General features: G+C 40.6%; 22 protein-coding genes and 1 pseudogene. 10 read left to right on the top strand and 13 right to left on the bottom strand.

Features of this window, described 5'->3' with window-relative positions; genetic code table 11:
• Positions 1–124: 124 nt before the first annotated feature.
• The gene (locus PR799_RS03800) at positions 125–373 is read left to right on the top strand and encodes a GlsB/YeaQ/YmgE family stress response membrane protein (RefSeq protein ID WP_036949742.1); all 249 of its coding nucleotides are present in this window, start codon (positions 125–127) and stop codon (positions 371–373) included.
• A 493-nt stretch (positions 374–866) separates the two neighbouring features.
• Here the strand turns inward: PR799_RS03800 and PR799_RS03795 are convergent, their stop codons facing one another.
• The 3 genes from PR799_RS03795 to PR799_RS03785 form a co-directional block, all read right to left on the bottom strand.
• Positions 867–1,331: a hypothetical protein gene (locus PR799_RS03795; protein WP_272521291.1), complete on the bottom strand. Its 465-nt coding sequence runs from the start codon at positions 1,329–1,331 to the stop codon at positions 867–869.
• Positions 1,332–1,463: 132 nt separating this feature from the next.
• The gene (gene sseA / locus PR799_RS03790; protein WP_154628763.1) at positions 1,464–2,303 is read right to left on the bottom strand and encodes a 3-mercaptopyruvate sulfurtransferase; all 840 of its coding nucleotides are present in this window, start codon (positions 2,301–2,303) and stop codon (positions 1,464–1,466) included.
• Between the two features lie 36 nt (positions 2,304–2,339).
• Positions 2,340–2,501, bottom strand: coding sequence for a hypothetical protein (locus tag PR799_RS03785; RefSeq protein ID WP_165906914.1), 162 nt, complete (start codon positions 2,499–2,501; stop codon positions 2,340–2,342).
• 240 nt (positions 2,502–2,741) lie between these two features.
• Between PR799_RS03785 and dinG the strand changes: the two genes are divergently transcribed.
• A complete protein-coding gene (dinG, locus tag PR799_RS03780) occupies positions 2,742–4,853 on the top strand; it encodes an ATP-dependent DNA helicase DinG (RefSeq protein WP_272521290.1) in 2,112 nt (703 codons plus the stop codon).
• 66 nt (positions 4,854–4,919) lie between these two features.
• Here the strand turns inward: dinG and dps are convergent, their stop codons facing one another.
• Positions 4,920–5,423 (bottom strand): DNA starvation/stationary phase protection protein Dps, encoded by a 504-nt coding sequence (gene dps / locus PR799_RS03775; protein ID WP_154628639.1) that lies wholly within the window; start codon positions 5,421–5,423, stop codon positions 4,920–4,922.
• Positions 5,424–5,717: 294 nt separating this feature from the next.
• The gene (rhtA, locus tag PR799_RS03770) at positions 5,718–6,605 is read right to left on the bottom strand and encodes a threonine/homoserine exporter RhtA (protein WP_154628638.1); all 888 of its coding nucleotides are present in this window, start codon (positions 6,603–6,605) and stop codon (positions 5,718–5,720) included.
• A gap of 301 nt (positions 6,606–6,906) precedes the next feature.
• Here rhtA and PR799_RS03765 point away from each other — a divergent pair, with 301 nt between their 5' ends.
• Positions 6,907–7,485: a TIGR00730 family Rossman fold protein gene (locus tag PR799_RS03765; protein ID WP_154628637.1), complete on the top strand. Its 579-nt coding sequence runs from the start codon at positions 6,907–6,909 to the stop codon at positions 7,483–7,485.
• 180 nt (positions 7,486–7,665) lie between these two features.
• Positions 7,666–9,264: an ABC-F family ATPase gene (locus PR799_RS03760; protein ID WP_272521289.1), complete on the top strand. Its 1,599-nt coding sequence runs from the start codon at positions 7,666–7,668 to the stop codon at positions 9,262–9,264.
• A 90-nt stretch (positions 9,265–9,354) separates the two neighbouring features.
• On the opposite strand, the gene PR799_RS03755 is transcribed toward PR799_RS03760, so the two are convergent.
• From PR799_RS03755 to moeA, 3 genes are all read right to left on the bottom strand, one after another.
• Positions 9,355–9,690 carry a zinc ribbon domain-containing protein YjdM gene (locus tag PR799_RS03755; protein ID WP_006662278.1) on the bottom strand — a complete coding sequence of 112 codons (336 nt, stop codon included), beginning with the start codon at positions 9,688–9,690 and terminating at the stop codon, positions 9,355–9,357.
• A gap of 205 nt (positions 9,691–9,895) precedes the next feature.
• Positions 9,896–10,642, bottom strand: a complete 747-nt coding sequence (moeB, locus tag PR799_RS03750; RefSeq protein WP_272521288.1) for a molybdopterin-synthase adenylyltransferase MoeB — start codon at positions 10,640–10,642, stop codon at positions 9,896–9,898.
• 4 nt (positions 10,643–10,646) lie between these two features.
• Positions 10,647–11,888, bottom strand: coding sequence for a molybdopterin molybdotransferase MoeA (moeA, locus tag PR799_RS03745; protein WP_272521287.1), 1,242 nt, complete (start codon positions 11,886–11,888; stop codon positions 10,647–10,649).
• A 426-nt stretch (positions 11,889–12,314) separates the two neighbouring features.
• Here moeA and folE point away from each other — a divergent pair, with 426 nt between their 5' ends.
• Together folE and yeiB are read left to right on the top strand one after the other, a co-directional pair.
• Positions 12,315–12,974: a GTP cyclohydrolase I FolE gene (folE, locus tag PR799_RS03740; protein ID WP_036949713.1), complete on the top strand. Its 660-nt coding sequence runs from the start codon at positions 12,315–12,317 to the stop codon at positions 12,972–12,974.
• Positions 12,975–12,977: 3 nt separating this feature from the next.
• Complete coding sequence (yeiB, locus tag PR799_RS03735; RefSeq protein WP_272521286.1) at positions 12,978–14,159, top strand: DUF418 domain-containing protein YeiB; 1,182 nt, start codon at positions 12,978–12,980, stop codon at positions 14,157–14,159.
• On the opposite strand, the gene sanA is transcribed toward yeiB, so the two are convergent.
• From sanA to PR799_RS03715, 4 genes and pseudogenes are all read right to left on the bottom strand, one after another.
• Positions 14,156–14,860, bottom strand: a complete 705-nt coding sequence (sanA, locus tag PR799_RS03730) for an outer membrane permeability protein SanA (RefSeq protein WP_036949704.1) — start codon at positions 14,858–14,860, stop codon at positions 14,156–14,158. The genes yeiB and sanA overlap by 4 nt on opposite strands.
• A gap of 202 nt (positions 14,861–15,062) precedes the next feature.
• Positions 15,063–15,911 carry a YncE family protein gene (locus tag PR799_RS03725; protein ID WP_230088701.1) on the bottom strand — a complete coding sequence of 283 codons (849 nt, stop codon included), beginning with the start codon at positions 15,909–15,911 and terminating at the stop codon, positions 15,063–15,065.
• A gap of 294 nt (positions 15,912–16,205) precedes the next feature.
• Positions 16,206–17,096 (bottom strand): annotated as a pseudogene (locus tag PR799_RS03720) (rhomboid family intramembrane serine protease); the annotation flags it as partial.
• 168 nt (positions 17,097–17,264) lie between these two features.
• Positions 17,265–18,962: an NAD-dependent malic enzyme gene (locus tag PR799_RS03715; protein WP_154628633.1), complete on the bottom strand. Its 1,698-nt coding sequence runs from the start codon at positions 18,960–18,962 to the stop codon at positions 17,265–17,267.
• 429 nt (positions 18,963–19,391) lie between these two features.
• Between PR799_RS03715 and PR799_RS03710 the strand changes: the two genes are divergently transcribed.
• The 4 genes from PR799_RS03710 (at position 19,392) to PR799_RS03695 (ending at position 22,624) form a co-directional block, all read left to right on the top strand.
• Entirely contained in the window at positions 19,392–20,030 is a 639-nt protein-coding gene (locus tag PR799_RS03710) for a hypothetical protein (protein ID WP_272521285.1), read from the top strand.
• Between the two features lie 143 nt (positions 20,031–20,173).
• Positions 20,174–20,641 (top strand): hypothetical protein, encoded by a 468-nt coding sequence (locus PR799_RS03705; protein ID WP_230082505.1) that lies wholly within the window; start codon positions 20,174–20,176, stop codon positions 20,639–20,641.
• Positions 20,642–20,667: 26 nt separating this feature from the next.
• The gene (locus tag PR799_RS03700; RefSeq protein ID WP_154633934.1) at positions 20,668–21,360 is read left to right on the top strand and encodes a hypothetical protein; all 693 of its coding nucleotides are present in this window, start codon (positions 20,668–20,670) and stop codon (positions 21,358–21,360) included.
• Positions 21,361–21,370: 10 nt separating this feature from the next.
• Positions 21,371–22,624 carry a serine protease gene (locus PR799_RS03695; RefSeq protein WP_272521284.1) on the top strand — a complete coding sequence of 418 codons (1,254 nt, stop codon included), beginning with the start codon at positions 21,371–21,373 and terminating at the stop codon, positions 22,622–22,624.
• 131 nt (positions 22,625–22,755) lie between these two features.
• Here the strand turns inward: PR799_RS03695 and cdd are convergent, their stop codons facing one another.
• Positions 22,756–23,652: a cytidine deaminase gene (gene cdd / locus PR799_RS03690; RefSeq protein ID WP_154628629.1), complete on the bottom strand. Its 897-nt coding sequence runs from the start codon at positions 23,650–23,652 to the stop codon at positions 22,756–22,758.
• Positions 23,653–23,696: the final 44 nt, after the last annotated feature.

Genomic DNA, 23,696 nt, shown 5'->3' with positions numbered 1-23,696 from the left:
AATGTATGGTGGTGATTAATTCAAAATACTGTCATCACCGTATGTAATGATTAAAGAGTCTATATCGTGTAACAAAGTTATCGTGCTAGGAAATTTAGAGCAACAGAGATATTGGAGGCCTCAAATGGGCGTTATTGCTTGGATTATCTTTGGTTTAATCGCAGGTGTTTTAGCTAAATGGTTAATGCCTGGAACCTATCAAATGGGTTTTATCATGACGACCGTATTGGGGATTGTCGGGGCGGTTGTCGGGGGATATATCAGCACATTCTTTGGTAAAGGCAAGGTGGATGGCTTTAACTTCGGTAGTTTTGTGGTTGCCGTGATCGGCGCCATTGTCGTGCTATTCCTTGCGGGAATGTTTATTAAGTAGCATTTCTAGGGGCATCATTATCAAGGGTCGGTTTTTATCACTGCACAATTTACTATTTATTAAAGCCACTTATTATGATGTTCGCTAAATAATGAGTGGCTTTAATTTTTTAATTTTCATCTTACTTTGCTACATGAATTTATGTATTGATGATTTATCAAATGCCGTAATTTCAAATAACTGAGTCAATAATCTATCATCATGAACTGTGTTCCAAGTGATGCAATTATTTTCAATTAATGTGAGCGAAAATTTTACTGCAGAGTTATGTGTTTCAGTATAATGATTAAACTCAAGAGTGCGATATGAGTATAAGTAAAAAGCCATGTTATCTAAGTTTGTTGTATTATAGCAGCTGAGAATACAGAAGTTTGGAGATTGATTAATAGCTGGATGGATATCTTTTGTTTGCTCCCATTATATTTGGCGTTTTAAACTTTTTAAAAATACGTTAGATATGACTTTGTGTTCTGTTGGGTTCATTATTTTTCTCTCATATTTTTCTGGCTGAAATATCAATGATATTATCAATATAATTAAGTAGAAGATTTACTTCATCTAACATATCAAAACATAGGCTAATATCTAGTTCATGGTGATTTTTTATTGATGTAATTCTTGTGGTTTTTCTTTTGTATTGTTTTATTGAGGATATTATTTTTTTATCTTTAGAGTCAATAAATAGAATGTAATGGTGTAAGGATTGTATTCTACTATGTAATTTCCTTCTATGCATTTCTTCATGGAAGGTATTTTTATTATGAACTTCTGATAAATATTTATAATAATCATCAAGTAGCTTAGATAACTTCTCCTTATGAAAATAAATCGATGCCTTACGATTAAACTTAATCGTTAATCTTGATGTTTGTAGTAGAACCCATAAAGTTGCAGCGGTACCTACAAAGGTAGATAACGTCCCTAGATTTATTACCCAGAGTTCCCATATTGTATTCATTAATTATTAGCTCCATAAAAATAGAGTAATAGAAAGCGTAATTAATTAGATTAATTTTTATAATATTAGATTTAAATAGAAAAAATAAATCCCCTCATAATTAGCGCGTATTTATGAGGGAATAAAAAATGATTAAGGTTCGATTGGTAACCCGTTGTCTTGCCCCCATTGTGCCCATGAACCATCATAGAGGCGCACATGTGGGTTACCTAATAATACCAATGCCAGTAAAACTACGGCAGCCGTCATGCCGGAGCCACAGGTTGTGACTGTAGGTGCGGTAATATCAACACCTTGCTGCGCAAAAATAGCTTTTAACTGTTCAGGAGATTTATATTCCCCATTATCCACTAATAAATCCCAAGGCACATTTTTACTGCCTGGAATATGACCCATCCTTAAACCCGGACGAGGTTCAGGGGCTTGAGCCAGAAAACGGGCAGCCGCACGCGCATCAATAATTTGGATTTTACCTTCAGTGGCAACCTCTAACATTTGCTGTTGATTCAGCGCATTAGCATCTTGTCTATCAGCAATAAAGGTTTGAGCTGCGGGTGGGGTGACTTTGCCGGATTGGGTTGCGAAACCAGCTGCTTTCCATGCGTTAATTCCGCCCGCTAAAATTTTAACCTGTTTACAGCCTAAAGTACGGAAAGTCCACCATGCACGCGGAGATGAAAATAAATTATTTTGTGCGTAAATAATGACTTGGGTTTGATTATTAATCCCCATTGCCCCAACAGCTTGACTAAATGTGGCGGCGTCAGGGAGCATATGAGGTAAGTCGCAGCTCTTATCGGCGACTTCATCTTGATTAAAAAATTGAGCTTGGGGAATATGCTCATCAAGGTAGCTTTGGTAGCAATCATAAGGGGCGGTAGGTGGTGGCGTAGAGACATCAAGCACAATAATATTACTGCCTGAAAGGTGTGAATTTAACCACTCTGGTGTTACAAAATAATCGTTGTACATCATAACTCACCGTCCCGTTTGATTAATAATGGATGATTACTGGATCTGATTAGGTGCAGGTAATATCGATGGCGATTGAGCCTGATTTTGCTCTATAGGTGTCGTGGAGCGGGTGTAAATATTCATCCCTGCAAGCACAATACCCCCAATAGAACTCAATGCGCATAATGCGCACAGTGCGATGACGACTTTTTTCATTTTTATTAGCCTGATTTGACACGAAGATGCCAAAGTATAACTGGATGGTGATAGCAAACAAGTTTTACGGGGTATTTTCTTGGCTTGATTTGGTGTTTTGCGAAAGGCTTTCCAGAATTTGTGTATAATGGAAATTAATACAGTAGTTTTGCGAAGGGTTTCGCAAAAGAGAAACGGGGGCTTTCCAGCCTCTTTTTTGATTGGTTATCATCTCCTTTTTACTTGGTCTTCTGCGTATCTATGCCTCTGTCAAATAAAATCAAAGAACAAATCACCCAATGGTATAAGGGGTTATCTAATCAAATTGAGGGATTCGTCTCTCGGGCACCTCAGCGGCAGATGATTGCTGAAGTGGCGAAAAATTTGTCGGATGCAGAAGGGCGTCATTTAGTTATTGAAGCACCCACAGGGGTGGGAAAAACCTTATCCTATTTGATACCAGGCATTGCGGTTGGGCGCGAAGAAGGCAAAACCTTGGTCGTGAGTACCGCCAACGTTGCCCTACAAGATCAAATATTCAGTAAGGATTTGCCATTACTGAGTAAAATTATCCCTGACTTAAAATATACAGGCGCATTTGGGCGAGCGCGTTATGTGTGCCCCCGAAATTTAGAAGCTATCTGCGCTGCGGAAGGGGAACAAATTGATTTAATGCTGTTGGTGGAAGACAAAACTGAAATTGCCAACAGCGAAGAGATAGCGCAATGCCAGCAATTACGCAATGATTTTCATAGCTTTGCTTGGGATGGCTTGCGCGACCACCATAAAAAAGCATTTAGCGATAGTCTATGGCGTAAAGTTAGCACCGATAAGATGAACTGTCTTGGGCGTAATTGTCAGTTTTATCAACGATGTCCCTTTTTTATTGCCCGTCGTGAAATTGAAGATGCAGATGTGGTTGTTGCTAACCACGCTTTAGTTATGGCGGCAATGGAAACAGAATCGGTATTACCGGATCCCAAAAAATTATTGTTAGTTCTTGATGAAGGGCATCACGTTCCCGATGTGGCGAGAGATGCCTTAGAAGTGGAGGGGGAAATTACGCTAGTTCAGCTTACCGCGCAGGTGGATAATTTTATTCACCATGTGGGGCAGTATGTGGCGCAGTTCCGCCCTGCAAAGCCACCTAAGTTAACTAATCCCGATAAGCTACAGCAACACGCCGAAAAATTGCGAGAATGTTTCCGTGATTTTTCATTGTTAGCGAACGGATTATTACCGGAAACATCCAAAGAGTCAGAATATTTGTTCCCAATGGGGATCTTGCCCGAGGTAATGCAGCAATGTTGCCAAGAGCTATTTAAGCTCACAGATGCATTGCGTGGGCTATCAGAGGCGATTCTTAGTGACTTAACGGAACAAACGGCAAAGCAAGATATTGCGCGTTTACACCGTTCAATTTTAGTGACAAGCCGAGCTATGGGTTATTTTGAAAATATGACCAAATTGTGGCGCTTAGCCTCACTTGATCAAAGCTCGGGAGCACCTGTTTCGAAGTGGCTTAGCCGCCGTTATGAGAAAAATCAGTCCCGGATTTTTATGCATTGCGCAGGGATCCGCGTGAGTGAACAGTTACAACATTTATTATGGAAAAATGTGCCTCATATTGTGGTGACATCGGCAACGCTTCGCTCTTTGAACAGCTATTCACGTTTTATGGAATTAACGGGGTTATCCGAAAAGAGTGATGACCGTTTTGTGACGCTCACCTCGCCGTTTAATCATGTTGAGCAGGGTAAATTGGTGATCCCAAAAATGCAGCATGAGCCAACCATGGCAACTGAAGCTGAGCATTTAAAAGAGATGGCAACTTATTTTCGCCATCAATTTACCGAAAGTGACCATCGTGGGGTATTGATCTTATTTAGTAGCCAGCGAGCGATGGACGGGTTTCTTGAACATGTGAAGGATTTGCGCCTTCAACTCTTAGTGCAGGGGGATCAGCCACGCTACCGTTTAGTGGAGACGCATTGTGAACGTATTAAACAAGGGCAAAAAAGCGCGTTAATCGGCTTACAATCATTTGCGGAAGGGTTGGATTTAAAAGGGGAATTTTTAACCCAGGTGCATATTCACAAGATTGCATTTCCACCTGTGACAAACCCAGTGATTATTACTGAAGGGGACTGGCTGAAGTCCTTAAAGCGTTATCCATTCGAGGTACAAAGTTTACCTAGCGCTTCATTTAATTTGATCCAGCAAGCAGGGCGTTTGATTCGTAGTCATGAATGTTATGGTGAAATTATCATTTATGATAAACGCTTATTAACCAAAAACTATGGTAAACGTTTATTAAATTCGTTACCCATTTTCCCTATTGAACAACCTGAAATGCCAACATCAGAGAAGTAAGATGATAAATAAATTGAGACCACCGAAGTGGTCTCATTGTCAATATATTGACTCTGTTTTACGACACTACTCAATATTGGCTTCTAATAACCACAGGAATTTATCCAGATCGCGAGAGGCGGCGGTAAACATATCTGCGGTATTTTCATCTTCAACTTCGTCGATGGCTTTACGAACATCATTCGCAACAACGGCATATCGTTCTGCCAACGCTTTTAAATGGTCTTGTACAGAATGAATATCCAAAGGATAAGCTTCTAACGACGTGAATTTATTGACTTGTTGTGATGTTCCTGTGGCGACGCCACCCAACTGAACCGCACGTTCAGCGAACTCATCCAAGTGCCCGACGATACTATCTCTAAAGCCATCTAGCATCTCATGTACCGCGATAAAGTTACGTCCGCGCATGTTCCAATGGGCTTGTTTAGTGATTAAAGAGAGATCGGTGAAATGGATAACCATCATGTTTAAGATACCGATGGTTTCTAATTTAACACTATCTTCAATATCATTACGGGTATATAAAAGTTCAGTTGAAGAGGTTTTAAATAATTTTGCAGTATTCATAGAATTTCCTCTCTTAAATATAAATTGATTCAATTATCTTGTCTGCTTATAAATATAGAGTGTAAAGCTAAGAATGTCATAAAGTAATAATCTATTACTTTAATAGGCAAGGTGATGATATTTTTTTTGAGATATTTTTTTATTTAGGTTTTATCAATTGAATCTATCGGTGTGACATTTCAAATAAATGAATATTACCTTACAAGATAATGAAATAGAGAAATGAGTAAAAAAGCAAAAAGGCTAATAGAAATACCTATTAGCCTTTGATAAAAGTGAAGATGACGTAATTATTTACGATACTTTTTCAATCTTTGATTTGGGTACCGAAGTTGATGTTGAACCAATAGACGCGCATACAATACACAGCAGCGCTAACCACTGGGTCATAGTTAAATGCTCTTGCAGGAAGACAATGCCTAAGAATGCCCCCATACAAGGTTCTAGGCTCATTAGGGTACCAAAGGTTTTTGCGGGTAGCTTGGTTAACGCTATCATCTCTAACGTATACGGGAATGCGGTCGATAAAATCGCAACTCCTAAAGCTAAAGGTAGAATGGCAGGGTCAAACATCGCTTCAACCCCAGTTTGCATTAATCCAATTGGGAAGAAAATCAGCGCAGAAATCAGCGAACCCACGGCAACCGTTGCGGCACCATAGCCTGCACCAGCACGTTGCCCAAAGATAATATAAATCGCCCAACAGACACCTGCACCTAAAGCATAAGCGGCACCAACCAGGTCGAGAGAGTCAATGTTATTGCCGATAGGCAGTAAGAACAGGAGCCCGGCAATCACGAGCCCAATCCATAAAAAATCGATAGGGCGGCGAGAAGAAAACATCGCAACGGCTAATGGGCCCGTAAACTCAAGTGCGACCGCAATCCCTAAAGGGATACGCTCAAGTGCTAAATAAAACAGGTAGTTCATGGTTCCGAGAGATAAACCATAAGCAAGCAGTGGTCCCAGTGAGCTTTTTCTGAAATTTAAACGCCATGGTTTAAAGATCACGCACAAAATAATCGTGGCAAGCAACAAACGTAAACCGGTAACACCTGGTGCGCCGATAAGTGGGAACAATGTTTTAGCTAAAGAGGCCCCGCTTTGGATTGACATCATTGCCAGTAATAGCAAGCCTATCGGTAATAGCGGAAAAACACTCTTTTTAGTATCGGCAGACATGAATAAAAAACCTCAAAAAAACGTTGGGAACGTCGATAAAACCCACACTGTATATACAGATAAAATGGGTAAATCTAAATAATAATGGTGGTTTGTTGGGATATTTACCCTAAGCCAGCAAATTGGCGTGAATTATCTCACAGAATTCATGCAGATTATATTGCTTTGTTTAGAGTGGAGAATTCATCGTATTATTTAATATTGGATAACGAATAAAAATAAAATAATGAGAGTTGAGCTTCTTTGTGGGTACCGTATAATTTTGTGCTTACAAGAATGATAATAGGAATGAAAATAGAACATGAAAAAAATTAAAAGTGTTGCGGTTTATTGTGGTTCTAGCCTAGGTGTTAACGAGATTTATCAAAAACAAGCCATTGAGTTTGCAAAAGAGTTGGTAAAACGTGATATCGCTTTAGTCTACGGTGGGGCGAGTGTTGGGTTGATGGGAACGGTTGCCGATATGGTATTATCTTTAGGTGGTAAGGCTATTGGCGTGATCCCATCCCTGCTTGAAGAGCGTGAAATCTCTCATAAAAATCTGACCGAATTGTACAAAGTCGACACCATGCATCAGCGTAAAAGCAAAATGATTGAATTAGCTGACGGTTTTGTCGCAATGCCAGGCGGTTATGGCACTTTAGAAGAATACAGTGAAGTGTTCACATGGAGCCAAATTGGTTTACATACAAAGCCTTGCGGGTTATTCAATATTAATAATTACTGGCAGCCGTTGATTGATATGACCAATAAAATGGCGGATGAGGGCTTTTTACATGAAAAATATCGTCATATGGCGATTGTGGAATCATCCCCAGCCAGTTTATTAGACCTGTTTGAAACCTATGTAGCGCCACCTGTAAAAACCTACGAAAAATAAATAATTATCCATTTACCCCTTTTTTCTAAATAGCTGCGTGCCAAAATCAGCACAAGATCTAAACGCGGGATTATGGCATAATGCGCGGCTATTTATTCTTATCAGACTTCAAGTCGGCGAGATAAGGGCACTTAAGCCAATCTCGGGGCGACTCTACAAAGATCAATTTAAGGCATCGCAGTGTTAACAACCAACAATATCACTATGCAGTTTGGCAGTAAGCCGCTGTTTGAAAACATCTCAGTTAAATTCGGTACCGGTAACCGCTATGGTCTGATCGGTGCGAATGGTGCGGGTAAATCCACATTTATGAAAATTCTGGGTGGGGATTTAACGCCAACCGCAGGGAATGTGAGCACCACGGATCCTAACGAGCGTTTAGGTAAATTACGCCAAGACCAGTTTGCATTCGAAGAGTTCACCGTTCTAGACACCGTTATCATGGGACATGCTGAGCTTTGGGATGTAAAGCAAGAGCGTGACAGAATTTATGCGATGCCAGAAATGAGCGAAGAAGATGGCTATCGCGTTGCGGATCTCGAGGTGGCTTACGGTGAGATGGATGGCTATAGCGCGGAAGCGCGTGCGGGTGAGCTGTTATTAGGCGTCGGTATTCCAGTTGAGCAACATTATGGTCCAATGAGCGAAGTGGCGCCGGGTTGGAAACTGCGTGTGCTATTGGCTCAGGCATTGTTTGCAGACCCAGATATTCTGTTACTTGATGAACCGACGAACAACTTGGATATCGATACCATCCGTTGGTTAGAGCAAGTGCTGAATGACCGTAACTGCACCATGGTCATCATTTCCCATGATAGACACTTCTTAAACACCGTTTGTACGCACATGGCGGACTTAGACTACGGTGAGCTGCGTTTATTCCCAGGTAACTACGATGAATACATGATCGCAGCAACTCAAGCAAGAGAGCGTCTGTTATCTGATAACGCCAAGAAGAAAGCGCAAATTGCTGAATTACAATCGTTCGTCAGCCGTTTCAGTGCTAACGCATCAAAATCGAAACAAGCAACGTCTCGTGCTCGTCAAATTGATAAAATTCAATTGGATGAAGTTAAAGCTTCTAGCCGTCAAAACCCATTCATTCGTTTTGAACAAGAGAAAAAACTGTTCCGTAATGCTCTAGAATTAGAAGCGGTCACTAACGGTTATGATCAAGGTCCTCTGTTTAAAAATGTGAACCTGCTAATGGAAGTGGGCGAAAAGATGGCCGTTATCGGTGCTAACGGTATCGGTAAAACCACATTCTTAAAAACCTTAGTCGGTGAGCAACCTGCGACAAGCGGAATCGTCAAATGGTCTGAAAACCATAACATTGGTTATTATGCGCAAGACCACGCAGAAGACTTCGATACTGACCTGAATGTATTTGACTGGATGAGCCAGTGGAAAAATGAAGGGGATGACGAGCAAGCGGTCCGGAGTATTTTAGGTCGTTTACTGTTCTCTCAAGATGATATCAAGAAAAAAGTGTCGGTCTTATCCGGTGGTGAGCAAGGTCGTATGTTATTTGGTAAGTTGATGATGCAACAGCCAAATATCTTGATTATGGATGAACCGACCAACCACTTAGATATGGAATCCATTGAATCGTTGAACTTAGCGTTAGAAATGTATCAAGGAACGCTGATTTTCGTTTCTCATGACCGTGAGTTTGTGAGTTCACTGGCAACGCGTATTCTTGAAATTAAAGAAGATAAAGTCATTGATTTCAAAGGTACTTATGACGAGTATTTGAAAAGCCAAGGCGTTGTTATCTAATCTTGCTTGAATCAAAAAATAGCCCCGCCGGAGTGATACCCGCGGGGCTATTTTTATTTAGCCGTTCAAAATGGCAGAACCGCCTCAAAATTAGTTTTTCTTCACAAACTCAGATTTCAGTTTCATTTGACCGAAGCCATCGATTTTACAATCGATATTGTGGTCGCCTTCCACTAAACGAATACCTTTAACGCGGGTACCGATTTTCAGCATTGAAGAGCTACCTTTCACTTTAAGATCTTTGATTACGGTAACGGTATCGCCATCAGCTAATAAGTTGCCATTCGCATCTTTTACGATGAGCTCATCAATGTCAGCAACTGGCTCAGCATCATTCCATTCGTGTGCGCACTCAGGGCAGATGTACATATCGTTGTCAGTATAGGTGTATTCAGACTGACATTTTGGGCAAGGAGGTAATGACATATTTATATTCTCAGTGATGACTAACTTCTCAGTGACGATGAATGTAGTCATAGTTCAAACCAGTAGGGATAACGAGGTTCCCCGAAAGGGGGATAGTATAAGACCAAAGACAAGATAAATGGATTTTTAGGATTATTCCTAATTTTGTATCATTAAAAAATGATGAGACAGAAAAATGGCGAGACTTAGCTCGCCATGGATAATCTCAAGAGCAGACCTCACAGTGGGGGTCTTTATTGAGCTTAAATTGACGGAAATCGAGCGTCATCGCATCAAATAACAGCACTTTCCCAACATTAACTTTGCCGTATTGCGCCAGCAATTTGATGGTTTCCATCGCTTCTAATGTGCCAATTGTCCCCACCAGTGGCGCCATCACGCCTGCCTCTACACATGTCAGGCTGTTTTCTCCAAACAGTCGGCTTAGGCAGTGATAGCAAGGCATTCCTTCTTCGTAGGTAAATACGGAAAGTTGCCCTTCCATACGAATCGCGGCACCCGAAACAAAAGGGATTTTGTGCTTAAAGCAGAGGCGATTAAGCTGCTCACGAATGGCAACATTATCCGTGCAATCTAAGATCACATGATTCTGCTGAACTAATTGCTCTAGCTCAGGATCATCCAATTGTGCGTTAACCGTATCAATCTGGATATGGGGATTGATGGCAGCTAGCTGTGCTTTTGCTGAATCCACTTTAGGCTCACCGATAGTGGCGTCGCGGTGCAGGGTTTGACGCTGTAAGTTTGATAGGGAAACCGTATCAAAATCTACGAGGGTTAAATGCCCAACACCCGCTGCAGCAAGGTATTGCGTCGCAGCACAGCCAAGTCCACCAAGCCCAACGACCAAGACTTTACCAGCCTTCAGCTTTTCCTGCCCGTCAAAATCGAAGCCGCGTAAGATAATTTGGCGGTTATAACGCAGCATTTCCTGATCAGTTAGCTCATGCACAGTCTTACTCACTTTTTAATAAGTAATTGAACATTTCCACATCAACCATTTCGCCTGAAGCTACTTTTCCTCGCTCGCGTTCTAATACGATAAAGCAGTTTGCTTGGCTAAAAGAACTGAAAACATGTGAGCCTTGGTGTCCAGTGGTTGCCACTTGTAGCTGACCTTGTTCATCGACGCTTAGAATTCCTCTTTGGAAATCAAGGCGTCCCGGTGATTTTTTCAGCGGTGTAGTGACAGGAACTTTGAAGCGGACAGGGGCTTTCCATTGGCTATGACCACAGAGGCGAGCAATTAATGGCTGAACTAACTGGTAGAAAGTCAGTGCGGCAGAGACAGGATTACCCGGTAAGCCACAGAACCACGCTGAACTGAGTTTACCAAAAGCAAAAGGTTTACCCGGCTTGATGGCTAATTTCCAAAAACCAATTTCACCCAGTTCATCCAAAATTTGTTTAGTGTAATCCGCTTCACCGACAGAGACGCCGCCGCTGCTGATAACTAAATCAGCACATTGGTTAGCTTCAATAAAGGTTTGCTTGAGTTTTTCGGGTGAATCGGGGATCACGCCGAAATCCAGTACTTCACAATTGAGTTTTTCTAACATTAAGCGAACGGCAAAACGGTTGGTGTCATAAATTTGACCTTCAGCCAGAGGTTCGCCTACTGCTTGAAGCTCATCACCAGTTGAGAACACGGCAACTTTCAAACGGCGCTGGACAGTAACATTCGCAATTCCGAGAGACGCTATCAATGGAAGCTGTGCGGTGGACAATAAGGTTCCCGCTGGGAATACCGCGCTACCTTGGGCAATATCTTCGCCAGCTTTACGAATATTATTTCCTTGCTTGAAACTTTCCGTAAAAATAATCCCTTGGTCAGTTTGTTCTGTTGCTTCTTGCATGACAACAGTATCCACGCCTTCTGGAATAGGCGCTCCCGTCATGATGCGCACGCAGCTACCTGCGGGTAATTTCCCTTCCATTGGGTTGCCAGCAAATGATTTTCCAGCGACGGGCATCGGGGTTTTTCCATCCCAATCAGCAAAGCGAAAACCATAACCATCCATCGCGGAGTTATCGAACGGCGGGACATTTATAGGAGATATGAGGTCTTCGGCAATAATACGTTGGGCAGACTCAGTTAATGGAATGATTTCAGTGCTAGTGACCACTGTGGTGTTTGAAAGTAATTTTTCTAATGCAAGCTCTAGTGAAATCAAACCGTTAGTATGACACTGGTCCATAAATCGTTACCCCTTAATCTTGTTATTGGCCTTAGAGGCTTAAAATAAATTGTTGGCGGTATTATGTCAGATATAGCGCATTGGGTGAATGAATAGAAATTGATTACTGATAGCTTTTGAGTGGATAGTTTGTGTCATTCGAGTCACGCATTGCGTTGTTTTAATAAACTCGTTATCGAATAACACGATTTTTGCTAAAACAGATCCATCAAAAAGGCTAAAATAAAGCATGTTATTAATCGCATTTAAATAATGAGATAGTTATTTAAATTGCAAGGAGTATTCTGGATCGAGTCGCGCGATAACCTGCAAATATTTCATGCTGTTGATAGATGTATTACTGGATTATCTGCACTTGCTGCTTTAGAGTACCGCGCACACCTGCATTTTTATAAAAATAGCGTTATACCATCTGTGGAGGATCCTATGTCATCTCTGAGTAAAGAGGCCGAATTAGTTCATGCTGCTTTGGAAGCAAGAGGGCTTGAAACCCCATTACGAATCCAGCCAAAATCCGGAGAGGATCGTAAGCAGCTGATTGAAGGGCATATGACCGAAATTATGAAGTTGCTGAACTTAGATTTAACCGATGATAGCTTGGCGGATACCCCGCGCCGTATCGCAAAAATGTATGTGGATGAGATTTTTTCAGGTCTTGACTACGCAAACTTCCCAAAAATCACATTAATTGAAAATAAAATGAATGTGGATGAAATGGTCACTGTGCGTGATATTACTCTGACCAGTACGTGTGAGCATCACTTTGTGACGATCGACGGTAAAGCGATTGTGGCATACATCCCTAAAGACAAAGTAATTGGTTTATCGAAAATCAACCGTATTGTGCAGTTTTTTTCACAGCGCCCACAAGTTCAAGAACGTTTAACTCAGCAAATTTTAGTGGCTCTGCAAACGTTATTAGGCACCATGAATGTCGCGGTTTCTATTGATGCCGTTCACTACTGTGTGAAAGCCCGTGGTATACGTGATGCGACGAGTGCAACGACCACAACATCATTGGGTGGGCTGTTCAAGTCTAGCCAAAATACACGTCAAGAATTCTTACGTGCGGTTCGCCATCTCTAATTTATGACCTCTACCGTTTCAGTTGCCCCTAAAAGCCGTATCGGGCAACTTGATACAGTACGTGGCATTGCCATCCTTGGTATTTTATTGCTGAATATCTTTGGATTCGCATTACCACAAGCGGCCTATCTTAATCCCTATTACACCCCTGAAGTATCATCTTCTGATGCGGCGGTTTGGGTGTTTTTTAATCTTTTCTTTCAAGGGAAGTTTCTGGGTATTTTCTCTCTACTTTTTGGCGCTACATTAGGCTTACTAAGTTATCGCGCAATATTGTGGCAACGTAGCCGACTGATTATTTTAGCGATTATTGGATTGATTCATGGAATTGGTTTTTGGGATGGGGATATTCTTCTCGCCTATTCCTTGACGGGGCTGATTGCAATAATGGTGATGCCACACTATGCGGCTTCAACATTATTGAAAATTGCTATTTCTATCTATTTGATTGGTTTGGTTATTCTATTTGCCATTGGCAGTAATGTAGTGGATACCAGTTTTTGGCAGATCACAGCAGACCAAGCGTTTCTTGATGCTTGGCAACATCGCATTGGCGGAATGACGGGGATCGCATATCGCGCGGGTGAAGTGGCGATGATGGTTGAGTTGCTGGTGATCCAGTATGGCTGGCAACTGGTTGCAATGATGATCCTTGGGGCGCTGTTACTGAAAAATGGTTGGCTAAAAGGGCAGTTTACCGAGCAGCATTATCGCCGAATAGCCATTATATTAATTCTCCCAGCGGTAGCGATTCAGTCCGTGGCTCTCTATGTTCAAAGTCTTTTCGGTTGGCGTTACTTTGATACCTCGATTGTTGGTTATATCATTAATGAGTTATCGGTGCCGTTTCAGTCTTTGGGCTATATTGCGTTAGTGTATGGGTTTTGGGGGGCATTGAGCCGAAGTGTGCTCGCGAAAGCACTGCAAAATGTAGGGCGGATGGCACTGAGTAATTACTTACTTCAAACACTGATTTGTACCACTATTTTTTACCATTTGGGCTATTTTTATCAGTTTACCCGAGTGGAACTGTTAGCGTTCATTCCACCCATTTGGTGTGCCAATTTACTGTTTTCTTACTGCTGGTTGAGCTTCTTTAAGCAAGGGCCTGTGGAATGGTGTTGGCGACGACTGACAGACAAACTGTTTTATCTTTTAAATCGCCATTCACCATCCGAACATTAATTGAGTTTGTTTAGCTCATCGGGGGTTACTGCAGGGTAGCCCTTTGTGCCATCGGGCATTTTTATTGGAGCAGGAATGGATTCTTGTTCCCCTAAAAATTTAGGTTCACGCTGGAGAATATAGAGATCGGCGAGTGCACCTAAACGAGCAAACACTTCACGTATCCGCACTTTAAACATACCTTCTGGCGTCGGTACCGCTAAACATTGGGCATCAATCCCTTTGTGCTTAGCAATGAATAGCGCTCTTTCACAATGAAAACGCTGAGTGATAATAGTGAAGTTATCGGTATCGAACACTTTTTTCGTACGAACCACGGAGTCTAAGGTTCTAAAGCCGGCAAAGTCGAGCACAATTTTTGAAGCGGGAACACCCGCTTTGATGAGGTCTTTACGCATGGCGATAGGCTCATTGTAATTGTGCGCGCCGTTGTCACCGCTCAGGAGTAAATACTTCACTTTGCCGCTGTGATAGGCATCCGCAGCACCTTTAATTCGATAGGTGTAATAGAGGTTAGTGGCACCGGAGGCATAATATTTCGATGTGCCGAGAACCATCCCAACATCGCGGGCAGGCAGTTGCTCTACATCTTCATAGATATAGGGCGCGGTTTCCCAACTGATCCAGCGGTCGAGTAAAATAACAGTGGCGAAAGCTATCCCTGCTAGTATTAATAGACCATAAAGCAGACGTTTCCTCATGTCCTCGCCTTGAATAATTAATGCCTATAATAATTAATGGTAACAATTAATAGGCTACTTGACTTAATTTCGTGACGCAAGTCGCGTAACGTAAAATCGTGTCAATATGGCTCATAATGTTTCGGTTGACGATATTGTCTAAGACAATATCGTATAAGGTAATGGTATCGAATTGAAAAACAATAAGATGCCGTATATTGGTTTATTCGTTTGGTGTTCCACCAAAACAGAGTAATGGGCTGATAGTATTTCTATCGACGGATTTTTGTTTATCAACCACATAAAATGATTTTGGATAAGTCACCACCCAAGCGTTCTCCGTTTCAGCGATCCCTTGAATATAGTCACCGTTTGTTGGGATCGGCAGAACATTATGGATATTCAATGTCTTGAGGCTGGTGGTGACCAGCGGAACTTGGGCCTCACTAGGATATTGCGGCAAATAGTAAGCTTGGGTTAATGCCGTATTGATACCATATCGACCATACTGTATATCGCTATTATTTCCACACCAATGATATTCCGTGATAGGTGAGGTTGGTGCTGTGACATGAGCGAAAACAAAGCGAGTATCTGTCACCATCCAGATGGATTGGCTATCCGGTGTGAAATAAAACTCTCTAACAGAGTCATAATAATTCTCTACCGTAAACCACGGTTTTGCACTAAACGTAAGTGTTTGAGTATCTAACAGATAGGCAGCTTGGGTCACATTATCATACAGCGCTAAATGTTTTTCATCGGGGGAAAGCGCGGCGGGCATTTGAATGCCGAAAGCGCCTTGATACTCTTGGCTATCTGGGAAGGAGAGTTTTTTCTCGACAGTATTATTGGCAAGGTTAATCACTGCGATACTGTTTTCTACGCCGCTTGTGACAAATGCGCGAGGGCTATTTTTCATCACATAAATTTGGCGTGGGAAAAAGTTGGTTTCAATATTAGCTTCCACTTTTTGCGTGTCGATATCAATCACACTGACGCTATTTGGTTGAAGTGAAGCAACATACAGTTTCTTTCCATCGGTGCTGAGCGAAGCCCCATAGGCACCCATTCCACGGCAGCGATTAGAGCTGCAACCCGTTTCATTTTTAGGTAATGGAAGCTGGATAGTAAATAGGAGTTTCCAATCACCATTAGCAGAAGAGTAAGCACTAACCAGGTTGGCTTCTTCATCCGTGATAAAGACTCGCTGGTGGGCATCATCACTGAGAATAAAGCTTGGTTCAATTAATTGAGGGGCTTGAACTTGAATACCGGAAACCTGCTCTTCAGATTGCGCTGGGGGGAGTGATGCAAGCTCCTTTTCGGCAGCTTTTTCCATCACTCGCTTAGCTTGCTCTGCTTTGGCTGAGTTAAGTTCTTTATCCAGTTCTTGGTAGATAAATTCACGCTCAGCAACAAGATCTTCATCGGTCGAAAATGATTTCTGATGGATAACGAGCGCTAAAATACCCCCCATGATTAACACGACGAGTAAATCTAATACGTATTTTTTGGCAGGAATGAGAACGAAAGCAAAGCCGATTACGGCACCTGCAAGCGCGCCACCAATATGGGCTGCATTATCGACCCCCGATTGCATCCCGTTAATTAAGGTTAATGCAATCATGGCAATAATATTATAGAGCGGGCGCTTAAGGGTATCGCGAGCATCTTTAGTGAGGTCAGGATTGTTAAGCTGTTTTAAGAGATCAATCACCGATGCAGCGGCGAGACCCATAATCGCCCCAGAAGCGCCTAAACTGACGGTGATATAGACGGTATTATCATTTTGCAGCAGGCTGCTCCATGACATCATATCAAAGCGACGCATTGCACTGTTTAAGGCTTCTTGATATTGCCAAGCTGCACTGACAAACGACCCGACAATCCCTGCAAATAGGTAGATGGCAAGGTAACGGAATTTACCAAAAGCGCGTTCACATTCAATACCAATAACCAGTAAGGCAAGGGTATTTAGCCCTAAATGTACCCATCCAGAATGCAGCACAATGCTAATAGGATAACGCCACCAATCACCGGTGAGAGAGAGTTGATAAACGCTTGCTCCGAAGAGCAACAAATTGTATTCCTGAGATTCAAGTGGTGCAGCAAAGTTAAGCTGATAAAAATAGACACCAATATTAAGAATCGTAATAAACAGTGTGAGTGCTATCGCCCATAGGGAAAATCTTCGCGTGTTTTTTTTCGGTGCAGATTCAGGCGGCGTTGATTCAGGTATGATTGGCTCTGACATGAGCGAGTCCTATATAAACAGGTTATGTTTGCATCTTAAATAACTCTGGCGGCTATCTCAATCGCAAGTTATAGAAACGGGATACTTTCAGACAATGTTGAAATACAGAAAACAGAGAAAACAAAAAAAGAGCACCGAAGTGCTCTTTAATTTAGTAAAAACAATTAATTAGAATGAGGTACGTTTATAGACACGATATTCTGGTTTCCAGAAATTGTGCTCAATCGCTTCATCTAGAGCGCTATCAGATGTCATGGTCGCCACGCCTTGAACTTGCGCTTCTTTAGCCACTTGTTTTGCTATCACACGGGAGACATCTTGGATCTCAGATAACAGTGGTAATAGAGGACCTTCACCTTTTTGTGCCAGTGGTGAGCAGCTTGCTAATGCACGGCTTGCCGCCATCAACATGCCATCAGTCACACGTTTCGCACCGGATGCAATCACGCCTAAACCAATACCAGGGAAGATATAGGAGTTGTTGCATTGTGCGATAGCAAAGACTTTGTCTTTATAAGCCACTGGTGGGAATGGGCTACCTGTTGCCACTAATGCCTGGCCTTCAGTCCAGTTGATAATATCTTCTGGGCGCGCTTCAACACGAGATGTTGGGTTAGATAATGGCATCACGATTGGGCGAGGGCAGTGCTTGTGCATCTCTTTGATGATCTCTTCGGTGAATAGACCCGCTTGACCAGAAACACCAATCAGTACTGTTGGCTTCGCATTGCGCACGACATCTAACAGCGAAATAGAGTCACTATTGACATCCCAATCTTGCAAGTTAGCGCTGTTTTGCGTCAATTTGCTTTGGAAATCCAGCAAGTTTGGTAGTTTGTCTGTCAGTAATCCGAAACGGTCAACCATGTAGATGCGTGCACGTGCTTCTTCATCGCTTAAACCTTCTGATTTCATCTGAGCAATAATTTGCTCTGCGATACCACAGCCCGCGGAACCTGCGCCTAAGAATGTGACACGTTGGTCGCTCAGTTTGCTGCCCGCTGCATGGCTAGCGGCAATTAAGCTACCCAGAGTCACGGAAGCGGTACCTTGAATATCATCGTTGAAGCAGCACAGCTCGTCGCGATAGCGATTTAATAATGGCATCGCATTTTTCTGTGCAAAGTCTTCAAATTGCAGCAGCACGTTTGGCCAGCGGCGTTTTACGGCTTGGATAAATTCTTCAAGGAATTCATCGTATTCTTCTCCAGTAATACGCGGATGACGCCATCCCATGTACAGTGGGTCATTCAGGCGTTGTGGGTTATTGGTACCCACATCAATAACAACTGGCAAGGTATACGCAGGGCTGATACCACCACAGGCGGTATACAGGGATAATTTACCGATTGGAATACCCATACCACCGATACCTTGGTCACCTAAACCAAGAATACGTTCGCCATCTGTCACAACGATAACTTTTACGTTTTGTTTAGTGGCGTTTTGCAGCATGTCATCGATGTATTCACGGTTTGGATAAGAGATAAACAAACCACGCGCACGGCGATAGATATCAGAGAAATGTTCGCAAGCTTCACCCACAGTCGGGGTGTAAATGAGTGGCATCACTTCGGTTAAGTGTGCATCAATCAGGCGATAAAATAGGGTTTCGTTGGTGTCTTGAATATTACGCAGGTAGATATGCTTATCAATATCTGTTTTAAAATCAATTAATTGGCGATAAGCACGTTCAACTTGTTCTTCAATAGTTTCAACTTGTTCAGGCAGTAAACCATACAAGTTAAAATTAGCGCGTTCTTCTTCTGTAAAGGCGCTTCCTTTATTCAGTAAAGGAAATTCGAGTAAGATTGGACCAGCGTAAGGAATGTATAGGGGACGTTTTGTTTCGTGTTCATGTTCCATGAAATATCACTCTTCGGACGATTAGTAAGCAACAGTCAGGTTAGATCCTAAGCTAAACAAAAAATATGTACAGTAAATAATGCTACAAAACAGTTAAATTTTTTACTGAATATTATGGTTTATATGATAAGGAAATTATCTACAGAAGGGAATTTTAGACGAGGTTTGTTTTACTATTACAACGAATGGATCACGTTTATTTAAGTTCGCCGATGCTTTTATCACGATATCAATCTTTTCAACGCAGTATGTCATTTTTTATAGGTTAAATTAATTTAACTGTTCAGTAGAAAATCAGTGCTTATGGTGCAGTAAGTCGGTAGATGCTGATCCTGCTAAATATATTTTTATATATCATATATTGCCGCATGTTTTTAATTCATTTAGTTTTAATTTTCTTTTTATAAAACTATAAGATTGGTGGCTTTTATGATAAGGAATTTCACGTTAATTATTTTTATGCTCTTTCTATGTGCTTGTCATGGTTCAAATGATGTAAATAAAAACAATATTATTGAAAATAGTAATTCCTATGGCGAATATCAAAATAAAGAGCCTTCAAGGTTTCTTATTGCATTACAATTTATGTATCTTGCTGAATTTAAGAAAAGTTCAAGTTTAATGAAAAATTATGATTACAAAAAACAGGATTATAGAAAGATTGTTCATAGTTTTATTAGTTTAAATAAGAAATGTTTTGATGAAGGAATTGATTATAAAGAAGCAAGTAAACTTTACTATGATTCACTGGATAGGTCTAACATATCTCATGATGCATGGTTTTTTAGTCATATTTTTAATGCGTTAGATGAGAAAGATAGTGAGGTAATATGGAAAGGATATCTATATGCAATAAATAAAGGCGGGAGAAATGAAGAAACAGCAGTATTAATGAAAATATGGTATTCAATGATTAGAGAAGCGACAAATTCATCATCAGAGAAACAAAAGGAAAGTATAGCTTGGTTATCTATAGTGAGAAAAATGCCAGTGATGAATAGTATCGAAAACACAATTAGTGAGATATGGACTAACGCTGTTCTTGCTAACATTATGGAGGGAGACTAGTGGGGGTAATATGGCATCAAAATAAAAAATTATTGTTATGTTTTATTTTGTTATTTTTCTCCTTTCAATCTATAGGTTCGGAGCCTAAGAAAGATAGTGTATCTATTTTTAACATAATTATACTTGAATATATAAGAGTGACTATGGATGAATATAAACAACCATTGTCAAAAGAAAAAATGGATAAAGTCCATTATGAATCTGCATTGGCATATGCGAATTACTTAAAGTCTTGGTTTGAATTAAATAAAGGTGTAGAGGTTAGAACGGAAAGAATTAATTTTAACGAGGCTAAAATTATCAATGAAAATGGATTTAAAGCAGCGAATTTACCCTGCGATGCATGGTTTTTTGCTGATATTTATGATGTTTTTGATGAAAATGAACGAAACAAATTTTGGAGGGAAATGAACGCTAATTCCGAAAGGGAATCCGAGGAGAAAATATTTGTTGATTTGTGGTTTAAAATGAAGGCTGAGGCAGAAAGCACTTCAATTGAAAAACGTAAAAAAAGCCAGCGATGGTTAAAGAGAATGAGGAAAATTCCCCTAGTTATTGAAATTGAGAAAACCATGACGATGGTTGAAGATAGTTTTCGTTATAAAAAATAAGTTTTTGAAAAATTTGGAGGCGTAATATGCCAATAAAATTTATTTTTTCTATATTTATCTTGTTAATTTCAACTTCATCGATGGCAGATAATCGTCCCGGTTTTGTTTGTGGGCGGTTTAACGATACAGTCATTGAAGTGCCTAGCAACTATGTCTACTCCTTCGCGGAATATGAAGGTTATAGTTATTTCGATCCAAGATTCTTAGAAAATAAAAAAGGTTGCGATGCAAATTTTCGAGTTTTGCCATTAATAATGAGCTGGCCTGAAATGAAGCCTTTTAATAAAAATGGAAATGAAAAAAATAAAAAACTTAGATTTTCTATAGAACCACTCGATGGTGATCCTAAAAGTTATCTTGAATATAAAAGGTATCTATATATTGATAGTGGTGAAGGAAAATATAAGGGGGATGTCTCATACAGTGAAGAATTAAAGCTTTATTTTAATGAGGTCATATTTAGATTCAATAATAAGCATAATCACTTTAAGGAATATAAAAGAGGTTATTATTGGGGGAGGGGTAAAGAGTCGATTAATATTTTATTTGACTGTGCATGGATACCTGGTGATGGTGTTTATAGTCGATGCGATGCGGTTTATTTGATTCCTGAAATTGGTGTTAAAATTAAATTGTTAATAAATTATAAAGATTTAAATGTGTGGAATGAAATAATGGGTGATGTAAATAAATTTATTTATAAATATATAAAATTATAAGGTGTTAGATATGAAAAATAAACATTATAGACAAGGGTATCTTAGATTAACAAAAAGAGAAGCAGTAAAGGCACATAAAATTTTAACTCTAAGCAGAAAGCCAGAACTAATGTATGAATATTTAGCGAGTAAGGGGGATCGGTATGCAGTTCTAGCAAATAGTGTTGTTAAAGGTGACTCTTTTTCAGGTAAATTTGCATTAAACTACTTAGAAGAGATCATGATTGAAAAAGGCATTGTAGTTAGTCGAGAGAAGTTCGAAGAAATACGTTTTGATATGGCTTTTTTTTATTCATATACACTTCAAAATAGATTTACGGATGGCGTTACCGAGATATATGGAGATATAAATCATGAAGAAGTGATGTGGTTCCATGAGTTCGTTTTTGATATGCATAAGTTACCTGCGGAAGCGTGGACCTTGCAGCCTGTTTTTAATGTCATGCCAGGCTATGAAAATAAAGAGAGATACTGGCAAAAGGTATTGAATGCTGTAGGTGAGCCAGATAGGGAAATAGAGTTAAGCTTAAGTACTATGAATATTATGTATGAAGGTTTGTATGATGCGACTGAAAGTGAAAAATCCGAAATTCATAGTTGGATTAGAAGAGTAATAGATATAGACAATGCCATTGATGGTGTCGTGATAAGTTTGAAAAATACGTATGGATTCTTTGTATCACCTACATTAGAAGTCGATCTGGATGATGCTCAAGCACTTGTGTATGAAACGGGAAATCCATTAATTGATAGAGGAACAAATCGATTATCATTTTGGGATCTACCACCTCAGAGTCGTTATGAATATTATTTACAACCTGATTGGGTTGGTCAGACAGAGTTTGAACACTTTGATCGCCTTTCTGAATATTACCTTGAACGCCCCGCCTATATATTGCCAGAAACCGGATTATTTAATTCCCCATCTGCCAATTACAGCCCCAATGTTAATAAACACAATGCCATGATAGATGATGTTATCGGTAATATTCCATTTACTACTTATTCTAATAATCATGCACCAATTGAAATAACGGCCTCAGAACACCGAGGATACCCAGTGAGTGTATATAGACCAAATGATTTTCAAATAGGTGAATGCCAGATGGATCGAACCGTTGATAACTTAAGAGACCACATGTCCTCTATAAATCACTCATCAAGTTCGTTCGATAGGGACTTTAGAATACCGCAAGCACCAAGTATGCCTGAATTTAACTACAGTGGTGGCTATAGCAGCTCATCATCCAGATTCTCATTTTAACTTTATTAACACTCAATAACGTTTCAATAAAAAACGGCGGTTATTGAAGTTGATAAACTCACAATAACCGCCGTTGTAATCTCGAAATATTTAATCTGGTTTAAATTAAATATGATTCAATAAAATGACGTTTAAATGGACTCATCCAAATAAATGCGTTCCACTTTCTGGCAACCTAACGCGTGCAAGGTATTTTCTGTTGTACACCACTGCTGGACCGTTGCATCTTGTTTTTCCACTAACACCGCTTGTTCGATAGCATGAATATCTTTACCCGCTAAATTCACCATAATTAGTGCCGCTTGTAATGGTGGTAAGCTCGGGTTAAACGCAGCATTTTCGGCGTAGCGCCCTGTAAACAGGGAGCCATCTTTTAACTGCACGGCTATACCAGAGTGAGATTCACTGTATGGTGCGTGAGATTGGTTTGCCGCTTCAACCGCAGCAGATAACAATCTATCGCGGCTTTGATTTTGATAACCATGGTTCACATTATCGAGTAGCAATGTGGTGATATTCAGATCCGATGGACCGAATGAATCAGGCAAATAATCATGAAGTGTGGCTGCTTGGCGTTTTGGTAAATGCACCATAATCTTACCGCCTTCACGCAGTTCATTCATAAATTGTCGGCAGTGACCGCAAGGCGTGTAGTTAACGGTAATTGAGGTTAATTGTTTTTCACCTTTTAACCATGCGTGGGTAATAGCACATTGTTCTGCATGGATAGTTTGACCAATAGAAACATGGTTAAATTCCATATTTGCGCCGAAATAGAGATTACCGCTGATACCGCAAGCGATTGCGCCTACATTAAAGCGAGAAATTGGCGTAACAGCGTAAGCCGCTGCGAAAGGTAATAATGAAAAAGCGAGTTCACTGTCCGTGCATCCACTCTCAGCTTTAATTTGTTTTACTTGCTCAGCGGTTAACATGGCTGAGAAATCAGGTTTGTCCATAATCGGTTTTAGGACAGACTGTAACTTTTCTGGAAGTTCGGCCCAAGCGGCCTTGAATCTTGAATGCATAAGTAACCCTCCCTATTTAATTGTTTTCATTCTATTCAATTAAT

The organism is Providencia sp. PROV202, from assembly GCF_028479565.1.
GTDB classification, from domain to species: Bacteria; Pseudomonadota; Gammaproteobacteria; order Enterobacterales; family Enterobacteriaceae; genus Providencia; species Providencia zhijiangensis.
The sequence above is the reverse complement of the archived record's forward strand: the minus strand, read 5'-3'. Positions and strand labels throughout refer to the sequence as shown.

Coding starts and splice junctions, on each gene's coding strand:
- rhtA (WP_154628638.1), bottom strand. CDS start 6,605: ATGTCTGCCGATACTAAAAAGAGTGTTTTTCCGCTATTACCGATAGGC.
- dinG (WP_272521290.1), top strand. CDS start 2,742: ATGCCTCTGTCAAATAAAATCAAAGAACAAATCACCCAATGGTATAAG.
- PR799_RS03715 (WP_154628633.1), bottom strand. CDS start 18,962: ATGGAACATGAACACGAAACAAAACGTCCCCTATACATTCCTTACGCT.
- sseA (WP_154628763.1), bottom strand. CDS start 2,303: ATGTACAACGATTATTTTGTAACACCAGAGTGGTTAAATTCACACCTT.
- PR799_RS03755 (WP_006662278.1), bottom strand. CDS start 9,690: ATGTCATTACCTCCTTGCCCAAAATGTCAGTCTGAATACACCTATACT.
- PR799_RS03705 (WP_230082505.1), top strand. CDS start 20,174: ATGGATGAATATAAACAACCATTGTCAAAAGAAAAAATGGATAAAGTC.
- folE (WP_036949713.1), top strand. CDS start 12,315: ATGTCATCTCTGAGTAAAGAGGCCGAATTAGTTCATGCTGCTTTGGAA.
- PR799_RS03695 (WP_272521284.1), top strand. CDS start 21,371: ATGAAAAATAAACATTATAGACAAGGGTATCTTAGATTAACAAAAAGA.
- PR799_RS03795 (WP_272521291.1), bottom strand. CDS start 1,331: ATGAATACAATATGGGAACTCTGGGTAATAAATCTAGGGACGTTATCT.
- PR799_RS03785 (WP_165906914.1), bottom strand. CDS start 2,501: ATGAAAAAAGTCGTCATCGCACTGTGCGCATTATGCGCATTGAGTTCT.
- cdd (WP_154628629.1), bottom strand. CDS start 23,652: ATGCATTCAAGATTCAAGGCCGCTTGGGCCGAACTTCCAGAAAAGTTA.
- sanA (WP_036949704.1), bottom strand. CDS start 14,860: ATGAGGAAACGTCTGCTTTATGGTCTATTAATACTAGCAGGGATAGCT.
- PR799_RS03800 (WP_036949742.1), top strand. CDS start 125: ATGGGCGTTATTGCTTGGATTATCTTTGGTTTAATCGCAGGTGTTTTA.
- dps (WP_154628639.1), bottom strand. CDS start 5,423: ATGAATACTGCAAAATTATTTAAAACCTCTTCAACTGAACTTTTATAT.
- moeA (WP_272521287.1), bottom strand. CDS start 11,888: ATGGACCAGTGTCATACTAACGGTTTGATTTCACTAGAGCTTGCATTA.
- PR799_RS03725 (WP_230088701.1), bottom strand. CDS start 15,911: ATGGGTGCCTATGGGGCTTCGCTCAGCACCGATGGAAAGAAACTGTAT.
- PR799_RS03710 (WP_272521285.1), top strand. CDS start 19,392: ATGATAAGGAATTTCACGTTAATTATTTTTATGCTCTTTCTATGTGCT.
- PR799_RS03700 (WP_154633934.1), top strand. CDS start 20,668: ATGCCAATAAAATTTATTTTTTCTATATTTATCTTGTTAATTTCAACT.
- PR799_RS03765 (WP_154628637.1), top strand. CDS start 6,907: ATGAAAAAAATTAAAAGTGTTGCGGTTTATTGTGGTTCTAGCCTAGGT.
- yeiB (WP_272521286.1), top strand. CDS start 12,978: ATGACCTCTACCGTTTCAGTTGCCCCTAAAAGCCGTATCGGGCAACTT.